This window comes from Streptomyces sp. ITFR-6, from assembly GCF_031844725.1.
Lineage (GTDB): Bacteria > Actinomycetota > Actinomycetes > Streptomycetales > Streptomycetaceae > Streptomyces.
In genome coordinates, this window is the sequence record NZ_CP134612.1 from 7,085,480 (window position 1) to 7,107,772 (window position 22,293).

Genomic DNA, 22,293 nt, shown 5'->3' on the forward strand with positions numbered 1-22,293 from the left:
GCGTGAGGTGTATGTGTCAAGGCTGCAAGCCGAACACTTGTACAAGGTCTTCGGCAGACGACCCGATCAAGCCGTGCAGAGACTCGAAGGCGGCTCCAGCCGTGAAGAGCTGCGCGCCGAGGGAACGACCGCAGCGGTGATCGACGCATCGTTCACCGTGGAGCCGGGACAGATCTTCGTCGTGATGGGTCTGTCCGGGTCCGGCAAGTCCACCTTGCTGCGGATGCTCAACGGGCTGCTGGAGCCCACCGCGGGGAAGGTGCTGTTCGACGGCCAGGACCTGACCGCCCTGACCCCCGCCGAACTGCGCCACGTCCGGTCCACCAAGATCAGCATGGTGTTCCAGCACTTCGCCCTCTTCCCCCACCGCAGCGTGCTGGAGAACGCCGGCTACGGCCTGGAGGTACAGGGCGTCCCGCGTGACGAGCGCAACCGGCGCGCGGCCGAGGCCCTGGAGATGACCGGCCTGGCGGGCTGGGAGAACTCCTGGCCCGACGAGCTGTCCGGCGGTATGCAGCAGCGCGTCGGCCTGGCCCGCGCGCTGGCCACCGACGCCGACCTGCTCCTCATGGACGAGTCCTTCAGCGCACTCGACCCGCTGATCCGCCGCGATATGCAGGACCAGCTCCTGGAACTGCAGAAGCGGCTGAAGAAGACCATCGTCTTCATCACCCACGACCTCAACGAGGCCATGCGCCTCGGTGACCGTATCGCCGTGATGCGCGACGGGGAGATAGTCCAGCTCGGCAGCGCCGAGGACATCCTCGTCACCCCGGCCAACGACTACGTCGCCTCCTTCACCCAGGACGTGGACCGCTCCCGGGTGCTGACCGCGGGCGCGATCATGGCGGAGCCGGACACCGTCATCGGCACCAAGACCGACGCGGGCAAGGAACTGCGCACCCCCGAGGATGTCCTGCGGGAGGCCCCGGCCACCGTCACGGAGTCCACCCCGATCATCGAGCTGTTCACGCCCTGTTCGCAGAGCGCCGTCGCGGTCGCCGTGACCGACGACAAGGGCAAGCTCGTCGGCGTCGTGCCCCGTGCCCGGCTGCTCGCCGTACTCGGTGAGCCGATGACCCCTGCCGAGGCTCCCCAGGACGCCGCGGCCTCGCTGAAGAAGGTGGCCAGTGTTTAGGCTCCACCTCGGCGACTGGGTCGACTCCGCCGTCGACTGGCTCCAGACCCATCTGGCCTGGCTCTTCGACGCCATCAGCTCCATAGTCAGCGGCATGTTCGACGGCATAGCCGCCGTGCTCTCCGCCCCCGCACCCCTGCTCTTCGCGGGCATCGTCGCCGTCATCGCCTGGTGGCTGCGCGGTCTGCTCGCCGGTGTGCTCGCGTTCGTCGGCTTCGCCCTCATCGACTCGGTCGAGTTGTGGGACGAGGCGATGGACACGCTCACCCTGGTACTCGTCGCGACCATCGTGACGCTGGTGCTGGCCGTTCCGCTCGGTATCTGGGCGTCCCGCTCCAAGACCGTCAGCGCGGTGACCCGGCCGGTCCTCGACTTCATGCAGACCATGCCCGCCATGGTCTACCTGATCCCCGGCGTCATCTTCTTCGGCGTCGGTGTCGTCCCCGGCATCATCGCCACCATCATCTTCGCGCTGCCCCCGGGCGTCCGGATGACCGAGCTGGGCATCCGGCAGGTCGACGGTGAGCTCGTCGAGGCGGCGGAGGCCTTCGGCACCACCTCGCGCAACACCCTGCTGCGGGTGCAGCTGCCGCTCGCACTGCCCACGATCATGGCGGGCATCAACCAGGTCATCATGCTGGGCCTGTCCATGGTGGTCATCGCCGGCATGGTCGGCGGCGGCGGCCTCGGTGGCTCCGTCTACCGCGCCATCGGCAACGTCGACGTCGGCCTCGGCTTCGAGGCCGGTATCTCCATCGTCATCCTGGCGATGTACCTGGACCGGATGACCAGCGCCCTGGGCCGCGAGGTCTCCCCGCTGGCCCGCCGCGCGCTCGCCAAGGCGCAGGCCGCGGCCGGCGGACTGAAGGTGTGGAACTACCGTCCGCAGCCCGTCGTCGCCGTGGCCGGCATCGTCGTCCTCGCGCTCGTCGCCGGAAGCATGAGCCTGTTCGGCGGCTCCTCGGACTCGGACAACACCGCGAAGTCCGACCCGAAGAACGTCGGCGCCGGCAAGACGGTCAGCATGGGTTACATCCCGTGGGACGAGGGCATCGCCTCCACCTTCCTCTGGAAGGAGCTGCTGGAGCAGCGCGGCTTCAAGGTCGACGCCAAGCAGTACGAGGCCGGCGCGCTGTACACCGGTATGGCCAACGGTCAGATCGACTTCGAGACCGACTCCTGGCTGCCGGTCACCCACGCCGCGTACTGGAAGAAGTACAAGGACCGCCTGGACGACATGGGCTCCTGGTTCGGACCCACCACGCTGGAACTGGCCGTCCCTTCGTACGTGAAGGACGTCAAGACCCTGGACGACCTCAAGGGCAAGGGCTCGAAGTTCAAGGGCCGCGTCGTGGGCATCGAGCCGAGCGCCGGTGAGACGGGCCTGCTCAAGGACAAGATCCTGCCGGGCTACGGCCTGGACAAGGAGTACAAGGTCGTCGACGGCTCCACGCCGTCCATGCTGGCCGAGCTGAAGCGCGCGTACGCCAAGAAGGAGCCCATCGTGGTTCCGCTCTGGTCGCCGCACTGGGCGTACAACCAGTACGACCTGACCAAGCTCAAGGACACCAAGAACCTCTGGGGCAAGGGCGACGGCATCCACACGCTGAGCCGCAAGGGCTTCTCCGACGAGAACCCCGAGGTCGGCAAGTGGCTGAAGAACTTCAAGATGACCGAGGACCAGCTCACCAGTCTTGAGGCGCAGATCCAGAAGAGCGGATCCGGCAAGGAGCAGGAGGCCGTCCGCACCTGGCTCAAGGCCAACCCGGGCTTCGTCGACAAGGCGGCCCCGGTCGCCGCGGCCAAGACCTCCAAGGGCGCCAACGGCAAGGACGAGCGCGAGCGCGCCGTCGAGATGGCCTGGTTCCCGTGGGAGGAGGACATCGCCGCCACGTACCTGTGGAAGGCCGTCCTGGAGGACCGCGGTTACAAGATCAACCTGAAGCAGTTCGAGGTCGGCCCGATGTACACCGCGATGTCCCGCGGCCAGCTCGACGTGCAGTTCGACGGCTGGCTGCCGTACACCCAGAAGAACTACTGGGACAAGTACGGCTCCAAGCTGACGGACGTCGGCTCGTGGTACGGCCCCACCTCGATCGAGGTCGCGGTGCCCAGCTACGTCAAGGACGTCAAGACCCTGGCGGACCTCAAGGGCAAGAGCGACGAGTTCAAGGGCCGGATCGTCGGCATCGAGCCGGGCACGGCCACGATGGAGAACCTCAAGAAGAACGTGCTGCCGAAGTACGGCCTCGACAAGGAGTACGAGGTCGTCGACTCCTCGACGCCCGGCATGCTCGCCGAGCTGAAGCGCGCGTACGCCAAGAAGGAGCCCATCGCCGTACTCCTGTGGACCCCGCACTGGGCCTACAACGAGTACAAGATGACCAAGCTCCAGGACCCGAAGAAGGCCTTCGGTGAGGGCGACCGGTTGCACACCATCGCATCCAAGGACTTCCCGAAGAACTACCCGCAGCTCACCAAGTGGTTCAAGAACTTCAAGCTGAGCGAGGACCAGCTCGGCGGCCTGGAGAACGAGATCCAGAAGCGCGGTACGGGACACGAGGAAGAAGCCGTGCAGGCCTGGATGGACGATAATCCGGGCATCGCGGACAAGATGGCACCTCAGCAGTAACCCCGTCGTGCCCCGCCAGGGGCCCGGCACAGAAAGGGGTGGTCACCGCCGACGGCGGTGACCACCCCTTTCGGGCTGTCCGGACGTCTCAATTACCGGCCGTCCTCGCGTAACGGTGTGCGTAAGGTGCTGGCAGCCGGAAGGATGGGGTCGGGAGGGAGCCGGACATGGACGAGAAGGAAACACTCCGGGTGGGCGCGGCGGTCCGACGGCAGCGCAGGTCCCTGGGGCTCACGCTGGCCGCGGTCGCGACGCGCAGTGGCCTGTCCGTACCGTTCCTCAGCCAGATCGAGAACGAACGGGCCAGACCCAGCGCCCGGTCCCTGGACCGGGTCGCGGACGCGCTGGAGACCACCACCGCGCGGCTGCGGGCCGCCGCCGACTCGGCGCGCGCCGTCGACGTCGTGCGCGGTACGCCACAGGACGGGGACGGGGTACGCCGGGTGGTGCGCGGACGCCACCAGCTCAGCGCCCTCGAATTCACCGGTGAGCTGGACCTCGGGCGCGAGTTCCAGCACCGCAACGACGAGGTGCTGTACGTGGCGGAGGGCGCCGCGGAGGTGGAGGCGGAGGGCCAGGCGTACCGGCTGGAGCGCGGCGACACGCTGTTCCTGTCCGGGGGAGTGCGCCACCGCTGGCGGGCCACGGTCCCCGGCACCCGGCTGCTGTTCGTCGCGGTGGCCGAGCACATCGACGCGACGTTCGACCCGCGCCGCTGAGGCGCGGGACCCAAAGGGCCGGCCGTGAGGAGGTAACAGCCGTGCGGGTCGTCTCCCTCGTCCCCTCGCTCACCGAGGCCGTCGCCGAGAGCGGCCCCGGGCTGCTCGTCGGCGCCACCGACTGGTGCACCCACCCCGCCGGACTGGCCGCCGCCCGCATCGGGGGCACCAAGACCCCCGACGTGGCCGCGATCCTCGCCCTGCGCCCCGATCTCGTCGTGGCCAACGAGGAGGAGAACCGGGAACCCGACCTGGCCGCGCTGCGGGACGCCGGGACCGAGGTGCTCCTCACCACCGTCCGCACGCTCGACGACGCGTTCGCGGAGCTGGACCGGCTGCTGACCGGGGCCTGTGGACTGCCGAGACCCCGCTGGCTGGACGAGGCCGAGGCCGCCTGGGCGGCACTGGAACCGCCGTCCGCCCCGCGCCGCGCCGTCGTCCCCGTCTGGCGCAGGCCCTGGATGGTCCTGGGCCGCGACACCTTCGCCGGTGACCTGCTGGCCCGGCTCGGCGTGCGCAACGTCTACACGGACCACGCCGAGCGCTACCCCCGGATCCCGCTCGACGAGCTGAACGCGGCCGGCGCGGACCTGGTGGTGCTGCCCGACGAGCCGTACCGGTTCACCGCCGCCGACGGGCCAGAGGCCTTCCCCGCGCTGCCCGCCGCACTCGTCGACGGGCGGTACCTCACCTGGTACGGACCGTCACTGGTCCGGGCGCCCGCGGCGCTGCGGGCGGCGCTGGGCTGAACGGCCGGGAAGGATACGCGGATGATCTTCACCGCACCGCCCGCCTCCGGTGTCCTCGGCTAGGGCCTGTATCGGGTTGTCAGGCCGGGGCAGGAAGCGGGGTCCGCCGCGCCGCCGCCACCAGCGCCGCCATCACCCGTACGTCGTCGCCCATCTCCGGATGCCACTGCACCCCGAGCACCCAGCCTGGGCCCGGCCGTTCGACCGCCTCCACCGTGCCGTCCGCCGCGTGCGCGCAGGCCACCAGGCCCGCGCCGAGCCGGTCCACCGCCTGGTGGTGGTAGGTGGGCACGGCGCAGTCGCCGGGCACCACGGAGGCGTACCTGGTCCCCGGCACCGGCGTCACCGTATGGGAGCCGAACACGCCGGTCGTCCCCTCGGGGCCCGCGTGGCCGTCCAGATGCTGCGTCAGCGTCCCGCCGAGGGCGACGTTGAGGAGCTGCATCCCCCGGCAGATGCCGAGCAGCGGGGTACCGGACTCCAGCGCCGCCCCGATCAGCGCCGCCTCCCAGCCGTCCCGCTCCGGCGCGGGCGGACCGGTCCGCGGATCACGCCCGGCCCCGTACCGCGCCGGGTCCACGTCCGGACCGCCCGCGACCACCACCGCGTCCAGCCGCGCCACCACCGACGCGGCCGCCTCCGGGGAGTCCGGCGGCAGCAGCACGGCCAGGCCGCCCGCCTCCCGGACCAGCCGGCTGTAACCGGTGGGCAGCAGGGTGGCGGGCAGGTCCCAGAGACCCCAGCGTGCCGAGTCCACCAGATATGTACTGACCCCGATCAGCGGGCTGTTCATCGGATCTCCCTCTCGCACGGCACGCGGAACGCATCGGCACCGTATCCAAATCCCTTGCTCTGCCCATAGATTTGGATCAGCTGTCCAAAGATCCGGATCATCTGTCGGCCCGCGAGGAGAGGATCCATCCGTGTCCGACCGAACAGCCCCGCTCGCCGTCGAGGAACTCCGCGTCTTCGTCGACAGCGGCGAGATCGACACCGTGGTCCTGGCCTTCCCCGACATGCAGGGACGGCTCCAGGGAAAGCGCTTCGCCGCCGGCTTCTTCCTCGAAGAGGTGGTGCCGCACGGCACGGAGGGCTGCGACTACCTGCTCGCCGTCGACACCGACATGAACACCGTGGCCGGCTACGCCATGTCGTCCTGGGAACGCGGCTACGGCGACTTCGCCATGCTCCCCGACCTCACCACGCTGCGCCGGGTGCCCTGGAACGAGAGCACCGCGATGGTCACCGCCGACCTCGCGTGGAGCGACGGCGCCCCCGTCGCCGCCGCGCCCCGCCAGATCCTGCGCCGCCAGCTGGACCGCCTCGCCGGGCACGGCTACACCGCCCACGTGGGCACCGAACTCGAATTCATCGTCTTCAAGGACACCTACGAACAGGCCTGGGACCGCGGCTACCGCGACCTGACCCCGGTCAACCAGTACAACGTCGACTACTCCGTCCTCGGCACCGGCCGCGTCGAACCCCTGCTGCGCCGCATCCGCAACGAGATGGCGGGCGCCGGCCTCACCGTCGAATCCGCCAAGGGCGAGTGCAACCCCGGCCAGCACGAGATCGTGTTCCGTTACGACGAGGCCCTGGTCACCTGCGACCAGCACGCCGTCTACAAGACCGGCGCCAAGGAGATCGCCGCCCAGGAGGGCGTCGCGCTCACCTTCATGGCCAAGTTCAACGAGCGCGAGGGCAACTCCTGCCACATCCACCTCTCGCTCCGCTCCACAGAGGAGCCCGGCCGCAGCGTCATGGCGGACGGGGACGGCGCCATGTCCCCGGTGATGCGGCACTTCCTCGCCGGGCAGCTCGCGGCGCTGCGCGACTTCTCGCTCCTCTACGCACCGAACATCAACTCCTACAAGCGGTTCCAGCCCGGCTCCTTCGCCCCGACCGCCGTCGCCTGGGGCGCCGACAACCGCACCTGTGCGCTGCGGGTCGTCGGGCACGGCCGGTCGCTGCGCTTCGAGAACCGGCTCCCCGGCGGCGACGTCAACCCCTACCTCGCCGTCGCCGGACTCGTCGCCGCCGGCCTGTACGGGATCGAGCACGGGCTCGAACTCCCCGAGCCCTGCGCCGGAAACGCCTACACCGCCGAATACGACCACGTCCCCACCAGCCTGCGCGAGGCCGCCGGGCGCTGGGAGCACAGCGAGATCGCCGAAGCCGCCTTCGGCGCCGAGGTCGTCGCGCACTACGCCAACATGGCCCGCGTCGAGCTCGAAGCCTTCGACGCGGCGGTGACCGACTGGGAGATCAAGCGCTCCTTCGAACGTCTGTGAGGACTTCCTTGACCCGTGAGCACCAGGTACTGAACCCGGCGACGGAGGAGATCGTCGCCACCGTACCGGCCATTACCGCGGCCGGGGTGGACGCCGCCGTCACCCGCGCCGCGGCCGCCCAGCGGACCTGGGCCGCGCTCGCCCCCGCCGACCGGGCCCGGCTGCTGCGCCGGTTCGCCGCCGCCGTGGACGGCCGGACCGAGGAGCTGGCCCGGCTGGAGGTCCGCGAGGCGGGCCACACCATCGGCAACGCCCGCTGGGAGGCCGGCAACGTCCGCGATCTCCTCGACTACGCCGCCGGGGGAGTGGAACGGCTCAACGGCCATCAGATCCCCGTACCCGGCGGCATCGACATCACCCTGCTCGAACCCCTCGGCGTCATCGGCGTGATCGCACCCTGGAACTTCCCCATGCCGATCGCCGCCTGGGGCCTGGCCCCCGCCCTCGCGGCGGGCAACGCCGTCGTCCTCAAACCCGCCGAGACCACCCCGCTGACCGCGCTCCGGCTCGCCGCTCTCGCCCTGGAGGCCGGACTGCCGGAACACCTCTTCCAGGTGCTGCCCGGCGCGGGCGACGAAGCGGGCAACGCCCTGGTCGAGCACCCGGACGTCGCGAAGATCGTCTTCACCGGCTCCACCCGGGTCGGCAAGCGGATCATGGCCAAGTGCGCCGAGCACGTGAAGCGGATCACCCTCGAACTCGGCGGCAAGAGCGCCAACATCGTCTTCGCCGACGCCGACCTCGAAGCCGCCGCGGCCGCCGCCCCCATGTCCTTCCTGGACAACGCGGGCCAGGACTGCTGCGCCCGCACCCGGATCCTGGTCCAGCGCTCCGCGTACGACCGGTTCCTGGAGCTGCTCGCCCCGGCCGTCGCCGCCGTCGTCGTGGGCGACCCGTCCGACGAGAAGACGCAGATGGGCCCGCTCATCTCACGCACCCAGCTGGACCGGGTGCGCGGCTTCGTCCCCGAGGGCGCGGCCGCCATCCGGGGCAGCGCGCCCGGGGGCGCCGGCTTCTGGTTCCCGCCGACCGTCCTCACCGACGCGTCCGCCGACTCGCCCGTCGCCACGGAGGAGGTGTTCGGTCCGGTCGCGGTCGTGCTGCCCTTCGACGACGAGGCGGACGCCGTCCGGCTCGCCAACGCGACGCGCTACGGCCTCGCGGGCTCCCTCTGGACGCGGGACGTGGGGCGCGCGCTGCGCGTCTCGCAGGCCGTCCGGGCGGGGAACCTCTCCGTCAACTCCCACTCCGCGGTCCGCTACTGGACCCCGTTCGGCGGGTTCAAGCAGTCCGGCCTCGGCCGTGAACTCGGGCCCGACGCCCTCACCGCCTTCACCGAAACCAAGAACGTCTTCCTCAGCACGGAGGCCTGAACCGGTATGACCACGGACAACGGGAACATCTGCCGCCGCCTCGTCGGCCGCACCGCCGTCATCACCGGCGCCGGCAGCGGCATCGGCCTCGCCACCGCCCACCGGCTCGCCTCCGAGGGCGCGCACGTGGTCTGCGGCGACATCGACGAGAGCGCGGGCAAGGCGGCCGCCGAAGCGGTCGGCGGCACCTTCGTAAGGGTCGACGTCACAGACCCCGGACAGGTCGAGGCGCTGTTCGCGGCGGCCGACGACACCTACGGCTCCGTCGACATCGCCTTCAACAACGCCGGCATCTCGCCGCCCGACGACGACTCCATCCTCACCACGGGCCTGGAGGCCTGGAAACGCGTCCAGGACGTCAACCTCACCTCCGTCTACCTCTGCTGCAAGGCGGCCCTGCCCTACATGCGGCGCCAGGGGCGGGGCTCGATCATCAACACCGCCTCGTTCGTCGCCAGGATGGGCGCCGCCACCTCGCAGATCTCCTACACCGCGTCCAAGGGCGGGGTGCTCGCGATGTCCCGTGAACTGGGCGTCCAGTTCGCCCGCGAGGGCATCCGGGTCAACGCGCTGTGCCCGGGACCGGTCAACACCCCGCTGCTCCGGGAACTGTTCGCCAAGGACCCGGAGCGCGCCGCCCGCCGACTGGTGCACATCCCGCTCGGCCGGTTCGCGGAGGCGACCGAGATCGCGGCCGCCGTCGCCTTCCTGGCGAGCGACGACTCCTCCTTCGTCAACGCCACGGACTTCCTCGTCGACGGCGGCATCTCCGGCGCCTACGTCACGCCTCTCTAGGGTCGCCTGTCACATCCGGAACCTAGAGTGGGGCGATGAGCAACGCGACACCGCCCGGCTGGTATCCGGACACGGCCGCACCGGGCCACGAGCGGTGGTGGGACGGTGCGGCGTGGACCGCCCACACCCGCCCGTACGCCGCCGCGCCGCAGCCGTACGTCCCCGCGCAGCCCGCTTCCCCCGCCGGGCCAGGCCGGGGGAGCGGCGGCGGAAGCGGCCGGATCGTCGCCATGGTGGTGGCCGGTGCGGTCGTCGTCGGCGCGGCCGTGACCGGAGCGGTGCTGCTCGGCAGGGACGACGCCGGAACGCCGCCGGTGGCCCGGCCGAGCAGCACCCCGCCCGCGGACACCGCCACTCACGACGGCCCCGGCGACAGCCCCTCGCCGGACGCCCCGGCCGACACCGGCGACCCGGCCGTGCTCGTGGACCAGCTCAACGGCATCACCCTGCCGATCCCCGACGGCTGGGAGAAGCCGGAAAGCGCCTTGGATGAGGTGCTCACGATGCGCACCGCCCGCTCCTACAGCTGCCCCGGCAGCTCCGGGGACTTCTGCTACCACGGCACGGTGACCACGCGGACGCCCAACGCCGGCGACACCGCGGAGAAGCTCGCCAGGGACGACATAGCCGACGCGGCGGATGCCGCGTACCAGGAGAACGCCGTCGGCACCCGTGTCCACGGCGGCATCACGTCCCACAAGCAGCTCGCCGCCGCCTCGGTGAGCGTGGCGGGACGCACCGGCTACGAGGTGCGCTGGAAGGTCGTCACCAGGAAGGGCCCCGGCGGCTACGTGCAGTCGCTCGTCTTCCCGTCGAGCGTCGGCAGCGAGTCGCTCGTCGTCGTGCGCTACGCCTTCGACGCCGGCCCCGACGGGCCCCCGCTCTCCCTCATGGACACCCTGACCAAGGGCATCCGGCCGATCGGTGACAGCGCGACGAACGGCGGCGTCGGCAGCTCCGTGGCCCCCTGACGCCGCCCCGGGCTCAGAGGAAGGTGCGGCCCTCGCCCCGGTACGTCGGCACGGTCGCCGTGATCCGGTCCTCCTCGATCAGCTGCAACTCGTCGAACCGCTCGCACAGTTCACCGGCCTTGGCATGCCGGAACCACACCTTGTCACCGATCAGCAGATCGTCGGCCGGGGCGCCGAGCAGCGGGGTCTGCACCTCGCCCGGCCCCTCCTGCGGGTCGTAACGCAGCCCCTCCGGCAGGTACGGGACCGGCAGCCGGTCCGGACCGGCCGCACCCGACGCCGGGTAACCGCCACCGAGCACCGTCACCACGCCCACCCCGGGCCTGCGCACCACCGGCTGGGCGAACAGGGCCGCCGGACGGGCCGTGAACGAGGTGTAGTTGTCGAACAGCCGAGGCACGTAAAGCCCGGAACCGGCCGCGATCTCCGTCACCGCGTGCTCCGCGGCGGTGTGCTGCACACTGCCGGTGCCGCCGCCGTTCACGAACTCCAGGTCCGGCGCGACGGCCCGTACCGCCCGCACCACCTCGGCCCGCCTGACCGCCAGCTCCCGGCGGGCGGAGGCCTGCATCAGCCGGATCGCCCGGGACCGCAGCGGCCGACCCGCGACCGAGTCACCGACCCCGGCGATATGGCCCTCGTACGCCATCAGCCCCACCAGCCGGAAACCGGGCCTGCGGGCCACGGACCGGGCCAGCTCGGCCAGTTGGGCGGGGGAGCGCAGGGGTGAGCGGAGCGCCCCGATCCTGACCCGGCCGCCGAGCATCCGCAGCGAGGTGTCCAGCTCCAGACAGACCCGGATCTCCTCGCCGCCCCCGGCACGCGCCGCGTCGATCAGCTCCAGCTGAGCGTGGTCGTCCACCATCACCGTCACGGCCGCGGCCAGCTTCGGGTCGGAGGCGAGCTCCGCGAACGCCGGCCGGTCGGCCGACGGATAGGCCAGCAGCACGTCCTCGAACCCGGCACGGGCCAGCCACAGCGACTCGGCCAGCGTGAACGACATGATCCCGGCGAAGCCGGGCCGCGCGAGCACCCGCTCCAGCAGGGCACGGCAGCGCACCGACTTGCTCGCCACCCGGACCGGCTTCCCGGCCGCACGGCGTACCAGGTCGTCGGCGTTGGCGTCGAAGGCCTCCAGATCGACAACGGCGATCGGGGCATCGAGATGGGCGGTGGCCCGGTTGTAGCGGGTCCGGTCAGCGGCGCGGGCAGTCATGGCCGCAGCTTGCCAGACACCTGTACCGCTGGGTAGGGGGATGATCTGCGCAGATCGGTCCGGCGCCCGGCGGCCCGCTCCCATCAGGGGTGCCGCAGCCCGTAGAGTGACGGTCACGCGGCGCGCAACGAGCCTGCCTGTGGCGGAGATCCGCGTGCGGTACGGAACGGACCAAGGGGGCTGATGAGTACCGAGGCGCAGCGCGCTCCCGTCCCGCCACGCCCGGCCACCCCGCCGGCCGGCCGGGCGCCCACGCCCCCGGGATTTGCCGCACCCGCACCGTCCGCCACGTCTGCACCGTCCACGGCACCCGCACCCGCACCGCCCGCCGTGGAGTCGACCGCCCGGCTCCGGCCCGTGCCACCGGCACCGCCGCGTCCCGTCACGCCCCCCGCCGCTCCGGCTGCCTTCCCGCCGCGCCCCGCGGCGCCGCCCGCGGCGACCCGGCGCCGCCCGGTGGGCGCCGTGGAGCTCGGCGCACCGCCCTGGTGGCCCGACGGCCCCGCCCACCGGCCGCCGCACAACGACTTCCTGCCGCACGCCTTCCCGGCGGAGACGCCCGCCGAGACCACCACCAGGCTCCGGCCCGTCCGGACCCGGAGCCCCTTCAGGACCGCGGCAGCGGCCGTCTGCGTCGTGCTCGGGCTCGGCCTGATCGGCGGCGCGGCCACCGGCAGCTGGCTGATCAGCGACTCCTCGGCCGATCCGGCGGCCCACAGCACCTACACCGTGGGCCGCGCCGCCTGGCACAGCGTGCCCGTGGACACCCTCTTCCCGCGCACCCTCAAGGGCGACGGCGCGGGGCCCGGCGGCTCCGACCGGGTCTGGACCAGGCTCGCCGTCGCCCCGGACAGCGGCTGCGCGACGGCTCTGGACCCGCTGCTCCTCAAGACGGTGCGCCCGGCCGGCTGCGCCAGGCTGCTGCGCGCCACGTACACGGACGCGACGTCCAGCAGCGTCACCACCGTCGGGCTGCTCTTCACCGAGGGCGACACCGAGGCCATGCGGGCGCTCAGCACCCGGTTCACCGGTCAGCACCTGGACGCGCGCACCGACCTGATGCCCCGCGCGTATCCCGTCGAGGGCACCCCGGCCGCCGGATTCGGCGACAAGCAGCGCGCCAGCTGGAGCGTGCACGTCCTGACCGAGGTACCCGTCGTGGTGTTCGCGGTCTCCGGTTTCGCCGACGGGCGTAAGGTCACCGCCCCGCAGCCCGCCGCCGAGGCCATGGCCAGGAACGCCACGACCGCCGCCGCCCAGGCCGGGCTCGGCCACGAGGCCAAGGGGCTGGCCGACCTGGTCGAACGCGGTCTGCGCAAGGCCGTCACAGAGCGCACGGAGAAGCCGGAGTGACCCAAGTGCCCGGAGTAACCCGCCGTGCCCGCCGCCACCGCGCCCTCGGCGCGCTCTGCGCCGCCACCGCGCTCGCGCTGCTGCCCGCGTCACCGGCGCGAGCGGACACCATACGGGCCCAGCAGTGGGGCCTGGACGCCCTCCACACCGACGAGGCCTGGCGGACCAGCCGGGGCAAGGGCATCACCGTCGCCGTCGTCGACACCGGGGTGGACAGCAGCCTGCTTGACCTCGCGGGCCGGGTACTGCCCGGCAAGGACATGATCGGCTTCGGCGCCGGACGGGGCGACCGGTCCTGGGCACGGCACGGCACCGCGATGGCCGCGATCATCGCGGGCCGGGGCCACGGGGTCTCGGACGACGACGGGGTCCTCGGCATCGCGCCCCAGGCGAAGATCCTTCCCGTCCGGGTCATCCTGGAGGCGAGCGACCCGGACCGGGCCAAGGCCCGCAAGTCCCGTGGCACGGCCCTCGCGGACGGCATCCGCTGGGCCGCCGACCACGGCGCCGACGTCATCAACCTCTCGCTGGGCGACGACAGCGAGTCCGCCCATCCGGAACCGGGCGAGGACGCGGCCGTCCAGTACGCGCTGAAGAAGGGCGCGGTCGTCGTCGCGTCGGCCGGCAACAGCGGCGAGAAGGGTGACCACATCTCGTACCCCGCCGCCTACCCCGGAGTGATCGCGGTCGCCGCCGTCGACCGCTACGGCACCCACGCCTCGTTCTCCACCCGCCGCTGGTACGCCGCCGTGAGCGCCCCCGGGGACGACATCGTCGTCCCTGCACCGGACCGGCAGTACTACGTGGAGTGGGGCACCTCGGCCGCGTCCGCCTTCGTCTCCGGCGCGGTCGCCCTGGTCAGGGCCGCCCACCCCGGCCTCACGCCCGCCCAGATCAAGAAGCTCCTCACGGACACCGCGCGCGATTCCCCCGCGGGCGGCCGGGACGACTCCCGGGGCTACGGCATGGTCGACCCGGCCGCGGCCATCAAGGCGGGTGCCAAGCTCCGTCCGGCCGGTCTGCGCCCGGACTCCACCGCGGCGGGCTACCGCGAGAAGTACTTCGGCTCCGGCCCCACCCCGTCCCGCGTGGACGAGGGGCCCGCGGGCCGGCTGGCCCCGGTCGCGGGCGGCCTCGGCGCACTCCTGCTCGCACTGGCCGTAGTGCTGTGGCGCGGCCGCGACGGGCGGCCGGTCTTCGCGCGCCGCTGACGGGCACACCCCAGGGACGCCCGTACCCGACCTGTCGGCGGGACGGCCACGGCCAGGCACTACGCTCGCCGTGTGGCGCAGAAGAACATTCCGGACCCCGGATACTCCGACGACGACGGCACGGCCGACCCCGCCCTGACCTCGGCACTGTCCGCCTGGGCCGAGAACCGCGAGGCCGTCGGCCCGGTGCTCGAAGCCCTCAGGGGGGCCAGGCTGCTGGTCCCCGTGGTGGCGGTCCTCGGCGAGGTGGAGGAGGACGAGAAGGGGCTGCGCCGGGAGAAGACCAGCGACATGGCCGTCCCCACCCTCCAGGCCGGTGACCGCCGCGCCCTGCCCGCCTTCACCTCCACCGCCTCGCTGGCCCGCTGGGACCCGCAGGCCCGGCCCGTCGCCGTACCCCTGCACCAGGCGCTCCAGGCTGCCGTGCACGAGAAGGCGGACACCCTGGTGCTCGACCTCGCGGGCCCGGTAACCTTCGAGGTGACCGGCTCCGCGCTGCTGGCCCTCGCGGAGGGCCGGACCAGCGCCGACCCGCTGGACGACCCCGCGGTGATCTCCGCGGTACGCGACGCCGTCGCCGCCGAACCCGCGGTGCTCCGCGCCCACCTCGGTCCGGGGCGCGCCGACGGCACCCTCGCCCTGGTGCTCGCGGCGGACGCCGACCCCGCGGAGGCGGCGGGCCGGGTCGCGCGGTCGCTGGCCGCCAGCGAGGTGCTGCGGGCCCGGCTGGTGCGCGGCCTGGACCTCGCGCTTCTCCCGGCCGACGCGAACGCACCGGGTGACGCCCTGTTCACTCGCTGATCATCCCCTCGGCTCAACGCGCGCAATAGGGCGCGGAGTCGGAGAATTGCGAAGAAAGCGGACGATCTTCGTGAGGTGGTTGTATGCAGACGCGAATGGCGGCATCGGAGTTCCTGGGCACCCTCCTGCTGGTCTTCTTCGCCGTCGGATCAGCGGTGCTCGGTGTCCAGTACATCGGGACCGTCGGCATCGCGCTGGCCTTCGGCTTCGTACTTCTCGCCCTGGCCTACGCGCTCGGCCCGATCTCCGGCTGTCATCTCAATCCGGCGGTCACCCTGGGAATGCTGACGGCCCGGCGGATCGACGTACGCACCGCGGTGACGTACTGGATCGCGCAGCTCCTCGGTGGTATCGCCGGTGCCGCCCTGCTGTTCCTGCTGGTCAAGCAGGTGCCCGGACTGAAGACGAGCGGCAAGTTCGGCAGCAACGGCTACGGAGACCGGTCGGATGTGCACATCAGCATGGGCGGCGCGTTCCTGGCCGAGGTGGTGCTCACCTTCCTGCTGGTGTTCGTCGTGCTCGCGGTGACCCACAAGCTCGCCGTCGTCGGATTCGACGGGCTGCCCATCGGCCTCTCCCTCGCGGTGATCCACCTGGTCGGCATCCCGCTCACCGGTACGTCGGTCAACCCGGCGCGCAGTCTGGGCCCGGCGATCTTCGCCGGAGGCGCGGCGCTCTCCCAGCTCTGGCTGTTCCTGGTGGCGCCACTGGTCGGCGGTGTCATCGCGGCGCTCGCCCACCGGGTGACCCACCCCGTCGCCGGACGCGACGAGCGGACCACGGAGACCGCGGAGGCCTGATCCCGGCCCCGGCACGCAGTGAGCCCCCGCCCACGAAAGACGCTGTTGGTTAATTCGGGGGCTGGTCCTACTTCGCCCTGCCGAGCATGGGCTCGGCGGGGCGAAGTGCTGCGAAGTAGCTGGTGCGGGTGCGGGCCGGGGGTGTGTCGGTGAGGTGGGCATCGATGCGGGCGAGGTTGGTCGCGGCGCCGGTGAGCTGGTGCTGGAGGCTGGTTTTCGCGAGGCCACGGTAGCGGGATCTGCGCAGGCCGCAGCGCTGGACGCCCTGGGAGATGGTGCCCTCGACTCCTGCGCGGGTCTTGTAGCGGTCCTTCCAGGTGTCGGTGTCCTGTTCGGCGCGGGCCTGGCGGAGCGCTTGGTGTTCTTCGCGGGGCCGCAGGGTCAGGCGGCGGCCGGCGCTGGAGGTGGTGCACTGCTCGCGGACCGGGCAGGGACGGCACTGGCCGCCGTTGAAGCGGACGCGGATCACCGGGGTGCCCTCGGGCGAGCGGTCGGGGTTCCAACGGGTGGTGGTCTGACCGCTGGGGCAGGTGACCTGCTCGTGGTCCCAGTCGATCGAGATGTCGGGAACCGTCGCCACGGTGGTGGCCATGTTCGTGATCAGGTTCGGGATGTCCGGCTCGCAGGTCTCGGTGAGGTGGACCTTGTATCCGTCCCACATGGTGTCGCGTTTGACGCTGCCGCGTGCCTCGGTGTCATAGGGCGTGACCAGGCGCGTCGCGCCCGGCGGCCGGTCTTTTGGGCCCCACCGCCTCACCTCGCCCTCCACCTGCTGGAAGTGCTGGACCCAGACCTGGCGCAGGGTTTCCACCTGCTCCAGCGTGCGTAGTTCTCCGGGTGCCCCGGGTGAGAAGACGGCTTCGAGCAGTCGTGTCCCGTCCCGCCCGATCCGCAGGCCCATCTCGTCCCGTTTGGTGCGGGATCTGGGGAAACGTGAGTCCTCGGCCCGGGTGGCGTAGTGCTTGAACCAGTCCGGTTCCGCCATAGTCAGCAGCCAGCCGGGGGCGGCCTGGGCGATCTCGTTGAGCGCCGCCCTCAGGGTCTCGGCGACCTGTTCCAGCCAGCACAGCTGGCGGGCCGCGGATTGCACATGGGTGGAGTCGGTCCGTGCCCGGCCGCACGGTCTTCAGCAGCCCGCTTTCCCCGGCCGCGGCCAGGACGCCATCCAGCACCCGCCGCCCGGCCTCCGCTTCCACCAGGCGGTCCCGGAACTCCGACAGCACCGAGAAGTCGAAACCAGGATCGCCCAGTTCCAGCGCGAGCGCGTACTTGAAGTCGATCCGTGCCCTCACCGCCTCCGCCGCCTGCCGGTCGGTGAGCCCCTCCACGAACTGCAACACCAGCACGAGCGCCAACCTGCCCGGTGACCAAGCAGGCTTCCCCCGCGCAGGGAACAGATCCGCGAACTCCTCGTCACGAAACAGCGGCCCCAGCTCGTCCCGGACCCGGATCGCCAGACTCCCCTTCGGGAACGCGGCCCGCGCTACCCGCACCGTTTCCACCGGAATCTCCCCCGACTCCCTCGGCTGCATCGACATCGACATCCACCCCACACAACAACGTCGGCCTTCAAGACCACAACCGAGTCTTCAAGGCCGACGTCACGCGAACCCCCGAATCAACCAACAGCGTCACGAAAGGGCGGGGGCTCACGTTCGCCGGAGAGGGGAGCGGAGGGGCGTGCCGACTCAGCCGAAGACCGGTCCGGTGTACTTCTCGCCGGGGCCCTTGCCCGGCTCGTCCGGTACGAGCGAGGCCTCGCGGAACGCGAGCTGGAGCGACTTCAGGCCGTCGCGCAGCGGAGCCGCGTGGAAGGAGCTGATCTCGGTGGTGCTCGCGTCCAGCAGGCCGGCCAGCGCGTGGACCAGCTTGCGGGCCTCGTCGAGGTCCTTGTGCTCGTCGCCGTCCTCGGTCAGTCCGAGTTTCACGGCGGCGGCGCTCATCAGGTTGACCGCGACCGTCACGATGACCTCGACCGCCGGCACCTCCGCGATGTCGCGGGCCATCTCGTCGAAGCCGGGGGAATCAGTGGTGGGGGTCGCGTCGCTCATGCCTCATACGATAGGCCCACGCCGGGCCCGGTCCCGCTGCGGGAGTGCGCGCGACGACCGGTTAGCGCACGTGCGGCCGAGCTGCTAACCTTGTGTAACGACCGGCTGGGCATCTATGTGCCCGGCCCACAAGTGGAGGCTCCGATCTCCCACCTGACCGTCCTCAGGACGGCGGGTCACCGGTCAGGTGGCGCCCATCGTTCCGTACGGACGATGGAGCCGCCCGATGCGCCCCGCGGTTGACCGCGACGGTGCTCCGGTTTTCCAGGAGCCCCGCCTGTGTCCCGTCCGGGGCATTTTTCTTGCCTCCGCAACGGTTGGTCTGTCGAAACAGACGTTACGTGGCTGTCCGCCAGGCGGCCGCGTGGTGCTACCGAGGAGGATCCATCAGCGCCGAGCCCCGCATCAACGACCGGATTCGCGTACCCGAGGTGCGACTTGTCGGTCCCAGTGGCGAGCAGGTCGGGATTGTCCCGCTTGCCAAGGCCCTGGAACTTGCACAGGAGTACGACCTCGACCTGGTCGAGGTGGCGGCTACCGCCCGTCCGCCCGTGTGCAAGCTCATGGACTACGGGAAGTTCAAGTACGAGTCGGCCATGAAGGCCCGTGAGGCGCGCAAGAACCAGGCGCACACGGTCATCAAGGAGATGAAGCTCCGGCCGAAGATCGACCCGCACGACTATGACACCAAGAAGGGTCACGTCGTCCGGTTCCTCAAGCAGGGTGACAAGGTCAAGATCACGATCATGTTCCGTGGTCGTGAGCAGTCCCGCCCCGAGCTGGGCTTCCGACTGCTCCAGCGTCTCGCTTCGGACGTGGAGGAACTCGGCTTCATCGAGTCCAACCCGAAGCAGGACGGCCGGAACATGATCATGGTTCTTGGCCCGCACAAGAAGAAGACCGAAGCCATGGCCGAGGCCCGCGAGGCCCAGGCCGCCCGCAAGGCGGAGCGCCAGGGGTACGCCCCCGACGACGCCGAGTCCGCGGACGAGGCTGCCGAGGCTCCGGCCGAGGCATCCTCAGAGGCTCCGGCCGAGACACCTTCCGAAGCGTGACCTTCGGGGGCCGCCATCCAGGCGCTCCCGGGTCCCCCCCCCGGAATCCCATCAAGATCTGACGCCCCTGTGGCCCGGTGCCCGCACCGGGAGGGGCGCCACTGACGAGGAGAGAACGGCGCGATGCCGAAGAACAAGACGCACAGCGGTGCCAGCAAGCGCTTCAAGATCACCGGCTCCGGCAAGGTGCTCCGCGAGAGGGCCGGCAAGCGCCACCTTCTTGAGCACAAGTCGTCCAAGAAGACCCGCTCGCTGACCGGCACGGTCGTCGTGGCTCCGGCCGACGCCAAGAAGATCAAGAAGCTTCTCGGCAAGTGAGGCCGTCGCCCCCGGTGAAATCCGGGGGCGCGCCCTCGATCAGACCGGGACCAATTCGTTTCCGGGCCGTGTGAGTACGACCACGGCCCCGCTACAAGGAGTTAACAAGTGGCACGCGTCAAGCGGGCAGTCAACGCCCACAAGAAGCGCCGGGCAATTCTCGAAGCCGCCAGCGGCTACCGCGGTCAGCGCTCGCGCCTGTACCGCAAGGCCAAGGAGCAGGTCACCCACTCCCTGGTCTACAACTACAACGACCGCAAGAAGCGCAAGGGCGACTTCCGTCAGCTGTGGATCCAGCGCATCAACGCCGCTGCCCGCCAGAACGGCATGACGTACAACCGCCTCATCCAGGGTCTGAAGGCCGCCAACATCGAGGTGGACCGCAAGATCCTGGCCGAGCTCGCGGTGAACGACGCCAACGCGTTCGCGACCCTCGTCGAGGTGGCCCAGAAGGCCCTCCCGAGCGACGTCAACGCCCCGAAGGCCGCCTGATTCAGGGCCGCACTTCCTGGTATTGAGCCGGACCCGCAGGCGCTCGCCGTCTGCGGGTCCGGTGCGTTGCACCCCCCGTCACCACCTGTCACGACCCGCACCTTCGTACGCAGAGAGGCTCGCCGCCGATCATGGGCATCCCTGAACTGATCTCCCCGCGATCGCCACGGGTCGCCGCCGCCCGGCGGCTGGCCAGGCGCAACTTCCGCGGCAAGGAGCGCAGGTTCATCGCCGAGGGACCGCAGGCCGTGCGCGAGGCCGCGGGCCACCGGGGCGGCGACGGCGAGGCGACGCTGGTGGAGCTGTTCGCCACCGTCGAGGCCGCCGAACGGTACGAGGCCATCATCGACGCGGCCCTCGCGGCGGGCGCCCGGGTGCACCTGGCCGACAGCGAGGTGCTCGCCGACGTGTCGCAGACCGTGACCCCGCAGGGCCTGATCGGCGTCTGCCGCTTCCTCGACTCGCCGTTCGAGTCGGTTCTCGCCGCGCGGCCGAAGCTCGTCGCCGTCCTGGCGAACGTCCGGGATCCCGGTAACGCCGGTACGGTGCTGCGCTGCGCCGACGCGGCGGGCGCCGACGCGGTGATCCTCACCGACGCCTCGGTCGACCTCTACAACCCCAAGTCGGTGCGCGCGTCCGTCGGTTCGCTCTTCCACCTGCCGGTCGCCGTCGGGGTGCCCGTCGAGCAGGCCGTACGGGGACTGCGGGACGCGGGCTCGCGGATCCTGGCCGCCGACGGCGCGGGCGAGGACGACCTCGACGACGAACTCGACGCGGGCATCATGGGCGGCCCCACCGCCTGGGTCTTCGGCAACGAGGCCTGGGGCCTGCCGGAGGAGACCCGCGCGCTGGCCGACGCCGTGGTGCGGGTGCCGATCCACGGCAAGGCGGAGAGCCTCAACCTCGCCACCGCCGCCGCCGTCTGCCTGTACGCCTCGGCGCGCGCCCAGCGCCCGCCCCGCAGCGCGGGCTGACCCGGCCGGTCGTCTCTCGGAGCGACGCAGGGTGTCGCTCCGTCACCGACGACTAGTAGGGTGACGAACTCGGGGGCCCACTGCACTGGTTCGAGAGGTGGGGTACGGGAATATGGCTGTCGGCATGAGCGGACCGCAGGCGACGGACGCGGGCGTCGTACGCGTGGACGCGGACCCGGACGCCGGTCAGGCGCTGGATCCCGACGACCTTCCCGACGGGCTCGTCGTCGCGGACGAGACCGGCCGGGTGATCTGCTTCAACGCCGCCGCCGCACGGATCACCGCCATGCCCCGGGCCGCCGCCCTCGGCCGCCCGCTGGAGCACGCGCTCCCGCTGGAGGACCTCAAGGGCCGCCGCTGGTGGGAGCTGACCGACCCCTACGGCGGCCTCGCCACCCGGGTCGGCCAGCCGGAGCGGAATCTGCTGCTGCCCGGCGGCCGCGAGGTCCTCGTCTCCGCACGCTACGTACGCGAGAGCCCCACCGGGCCCGTCCGCAGGCTGGTGATCAGCCTGCGCGGCACCGAGGCCCGCCGCCGTACCGAGCGCAGCCACGCCGAGCTGATCGCCACCGTCGCACACGAGCTGCGCTCGCCGCTGACCTCCGTCAAGGGCTTCACCGCCACGCTGCTGGCGAAGTGGGAGCGGTTCACCGACGACCAGAAGCGGCTGATGCTGGAGACGGTCTACGCCGACGCCAACCGCGTCACCCGGCTCATCACGGAGCTGCTCGACATCTCCCGGATCGACTCGGGACGGCTGGAGCTGCGCCGCCAGCCCGTGGACCTCTCGGCGGCCGTGGAGCGCCACATCCAGGCGCTCACCGCGAACGGCCAGGCGCCGGACCGTTTCCTCGTCCGCACCTGCCAGCCGCTGCCCGCCGTCTGGGCCGACCCGGACAAGGTCGACCAGGTGCTGGGCAACCTGCTGGAAAACGCGGTGCGCCACGGCGAGGGAACCGTCACCATCGAGGTGGCACCCGCACCGGCCAAGAGCGACGAGAAGGGAACGGCCGTCACCGTGAGCGACGAAGGCACCGGCATCCCCGAGGAGTCGATGGGCCGCGTCTTCACCCGCTTCTGGCGGGGCAGCAAGCGCGGTGGCACGGGCCTGGGCCTCTACATCGTCAAGGGCATCGTCGAGGCGCACGGCGGCACGATCACCGTCGGCCGCGGCCCCGGCGGCGGCGCCGAATTCCGATTTATCCTGCCCGTGAGCACGCCGGCCTACATGAAGTAGCGGCCGAGCGGCCCACGGGCGCCTCGCACACCTTGTGGCCCTTAGACTCGACCATTGGCACCTTTGCGTCCTCCAGTCGTCGAGCGGGGTCGCGCCACCAGCCAATCGGAAGTACGG

Annotated in this window: 20 protein-coding genes and 1 pseudogene; 17 read left to right on the forward strand and 4 right to left on the reverse strand. The window is 71.3% G+C overall.

Annotated features, from left to right (window positions below; all coding sequences use genetic code 11):
- Positions 1–13: 13 nt before the first annotated feature.
- From RLT59_RS32255 to RLT59_RS32270, 4 genes are all read left to right on the forward strand, one after another.
- A complete protein-coding gene (locus tag RLT59_RS32255) occupies positions 14–1,138 on the forward strand; it encodes a quaternary amine ABC transporter ATP-binding protein (RefSeq protein ID WP_399126474.1) in 1,125 nt (374 codons plus the stop codon).
- Complete coding sequence (locus RLT59_RS32260; RefSeq protein ID WP_311306668.1) at positions 1,131–3,770, forward strand: ABC transporter permease/substrate binding protein; 2,640 nt, start codon at positions 1,131–1,133, stop codon at positions 3,768–3,770. The genes RLT59_RS32255 and RLT59_RS32260 overlap by 8 nt, the downstream gene beginning before the upstream one ends.
- A 167-nt stretch (positions 3,771–3,937) precedes the next feature.
- Positions 3,938–4,489, forward strand: a complete 552-nt coding sequence (locus RLT59_RS32265; protein ID WP_311306669.1) for a helix-turn-helix domain-containing protein — start codon at positions 3,938–3,940, stop codon at positions 4,487–4,489.
- Positions 4,490–4,530: 41 nt separating this feature from the next.
- A complete protein-coding gene (locus RLT59_RS32270) occupies positions 4,531–5,238 on the forward strand; it encodes a helical backbone metal receptor (protein ID WP_311306670.1) in 708 nt (235 codons plus the stop codon).
- Positions 5,239–5,317: 79 nt separating this feature from the next.
- On the opposite strand, the gene RLT59_RS32275 is transcribed toward RLT59_RS32270, so the two are convergent.
- The gene (locus tag RLT59_RS32275; protein WP_311306671.1) at positions 5,318–6,031 is read right to left on the reverse strand and encodes a gamma-glutamyl-gamma-aminobutyrate hydrolase family protein; all 714 of its coding nucleotides are present in this window, start codon (positions 6,029–6,031) and stop codon (positions 5,318–5,320) included.
- 130 nt (positions 6,032–6,161) lie between these two features.
- Between RLT59_RS32275 and RLT59_RS32280 the strand changes: the two genes are divergently transcribed.
- From RLT59_RS32280 to RLT59_RS32295, 4 genes are read left to right on the forward strand one after another with little or no spacing between them, the layout of a single operon-like run.
- Positions 6,162–7,529 carry a glutamine synthetase family protein gene (locus tag RLT59_RS32280; RefSeq protein WP_311306672.1) on the forward strand — a complete coding sequence of 456 codons (1,368 nt, stop codon included), beginning with the start codon at positions 6,162–6,164 and terminating at the stop codon, positions 7,527–7,529.
- An 8-nt stretch (positions 7,530–7,537) separates the two neighbouring features.
- Positions 7,538–8,902, forward strand: a complete 1,365-nt coding sequence (locus RLT59_RS32285) for an aldehyde dehydrogenase family protein (RefSeq protein ID WP_311306673.1) — start codon at positions 7,538–7,540, stop codon at positions 8,900–8,902.
- A gap of 6 nt (positions 8,903–8,908) precedes the next feature.
- A complete protein-coding gene (locus RLT59_RS32290; RefSeq protein ID WP_311306674.1) occupies positions 8,909–9,697 on the forward strand; it encodes a 3-oxoacyl-ACP reductase in 789 nt (262 codons plus the stop codon).
- A gap of 35 nt (positions 9,698–9,732) precedes the next feature.
- Entirely contained in the window at positions 9,733–10,668 is a 936-nt protein-coding gene (locus tag RLT59_RS32295) for a DUF2510 domain-containing protein (RefSeq protein WP_311306675.1), read from the forward strand.
- Between the two features lie 13 nt (positions 10,669–10,681).
- On the opposite strand, the gene RLT59_RS32300 is transcribed toward RLT59_RS32295, so the two are convergent.
- A complete protein-coding gene (locus RLT59_RS32300) occupies positions 10,682–11,884 on the reverse strand; it encodes an amino acid deaminase/aldolase (RefSeq protein WP_311306676.1) in 1,203 nt (400 codons plus the stop codon).
- 531 nt (positions 11,885–12,415) lie between these two features.
- On the opposite strand from RLT59_RS32300, the gene RLT59_RS32305 reads away from it, so the two are divergent.
- The 4 genes from RLT59_RS32305 to RLT59_RS32320 all read left to right on the forward strand — a co-directional run bounded on the left by RLT59_RS32305 (position 12,416) and on the right by RLT59_RS32320 (position 16,049).
- Positions 12,416–13,237, forward strand: coding sequence for a hypothetical protein (locus tag RLT59_RS32305; RefSeq protein WP_311307937.1), 822 nt, complete (start codon positions 12,416–12,418; stop codon positions 13,235–13,237).
- A gap of 5 nt (positions 13,238–13,242) precedes the next feature.
- Positions 13,243–14,448 (forward strand): type VII secretion-associated serine protease mycosin, encoded by a 1,206-nt coding sequence (gene mycP, locus RLT59_RS32310; RefSeq protein WP_311306677.1) that lies wholly within the window; start codon positions 13,243–13,245, stop codon positions 14,446–14,448.
- Positions 14,449–14,520: 72 nt separating this feature from the next.
- Complete coding sequence (locus RLT59_RS32315) at positions 14,521–15,249, forward strand: SseB family protein (protein WP_311306678.1); 729 nt, start codon at positions 14,521–14,523, stop codon at positions 15,247–15,249.
- An 83-nt stretch (positions 15,250–15,332) separates the two neighbouring features.
- Positions 15,333–16,049 (forward strand): MIP family channel protein, encoded by a 717-nt coding sequence (locus RLT59_RS32320; RefSeq protein WP_311306679.1) that lies wholly within the window; start codon positions 15,333–15,335, stop codon positions 16,047–16,049.
- Positions 16,050–16,116: 67 nt separating this feature from the next.
- Here the strand turns inward: RLT59_RS32320 and RLT59_RS32325 are convergent.
- Together RLT59_RS32325 and RLT59_RS32330 are read right to left on the reverse strand one after the other, a co-directional pair.
- Positions 16,117–17,587: pseudogene (locus RLT59_RS32325) on the reverse strand (transposase).
- A 150-nt stretch (positions 17,588–17,737) separates the two neighbouring features.
- Positions 17,738–18,100 carry a DUF1844 domain-containing protein gene (locus RLT59_RS32330; protein ID WP_073737426.1) on the reverse strand — a complete coding sequence of 121 codons (363 nt, stop codon included), beginning with the start codon at positions 18,098–18,100 and terminating at the stop codon, positions 17,738–17,740.
- Between the two features lie 341 nt (positions 18,101–18,441).
- On the opposite strand from RLT59_RS32330, the gene infC reads away from it, so the two are divergent.
- From infC to RLT59_RS32355, 5 genes are all read left to right on the forward strand, one after another.
- Positions 18,442–19,155: a translation initiation factor IF-3 gene (gene infC / locus RLT59_RS32335; protein ID WP_311306680.1), complete on the forward strand. Its 714-nt coding sequence runs from the start codon at positions 18,442–18,444 to the stop codon at positions 19,153–19,155.
- A gap of 123 nt (positions 19,156–19,278) precedes the next feature.
- The gene (gene rpmI / locus RLT59_RS32340) at positions 19,279–19,473 is read left to right on the forward strand and encodes a 50S ribosomal protein L35 (RefSeq protein WP_003970213.1); all 195 of its coding nucleotides are present in this window, start codon (positions 19,279–19,281) and stop codon (positions 19,471–19,473) included.
- 108 nt (positions 19,474–19,581) lie between these two features.
- Positions 19,582–19,965 (forward strand): 50S ribosomal protein L20, encoded by a 384-nt coding sequence (gene rplT, locus RLT59_RS32345; RefSeq protein WP_073737428.1) that lies wholly within the window; start codon positions 19,582–19,584, stop codon positions 19,963–19,965.
- Between the two features lie 131 nt (positions 19,966–20,096).
- Positions 20,097–20,939, forward strand: coding sequence for a TrmH family RNA methyltransferase (locus RLT59_RS32350; RefSeq protein WP_311306681.1), 843 nt, complete (start codon positions 20,097–20,099; stop codon positions 20,937–20,939).
- Between the two features lie 112 nt (positions 20,940–21,051).
- Entirely contained in the window at positions 21,052–22,176 is a 1,125-nt protein-coding gene (locus RLT59_RS32355) for a sensor histidine kinase (RefSeq protein ID WP_311306682.1), read from the forward strand.
- Positions 22,177–22,293 lie beyond the last annotated feature (117 nt).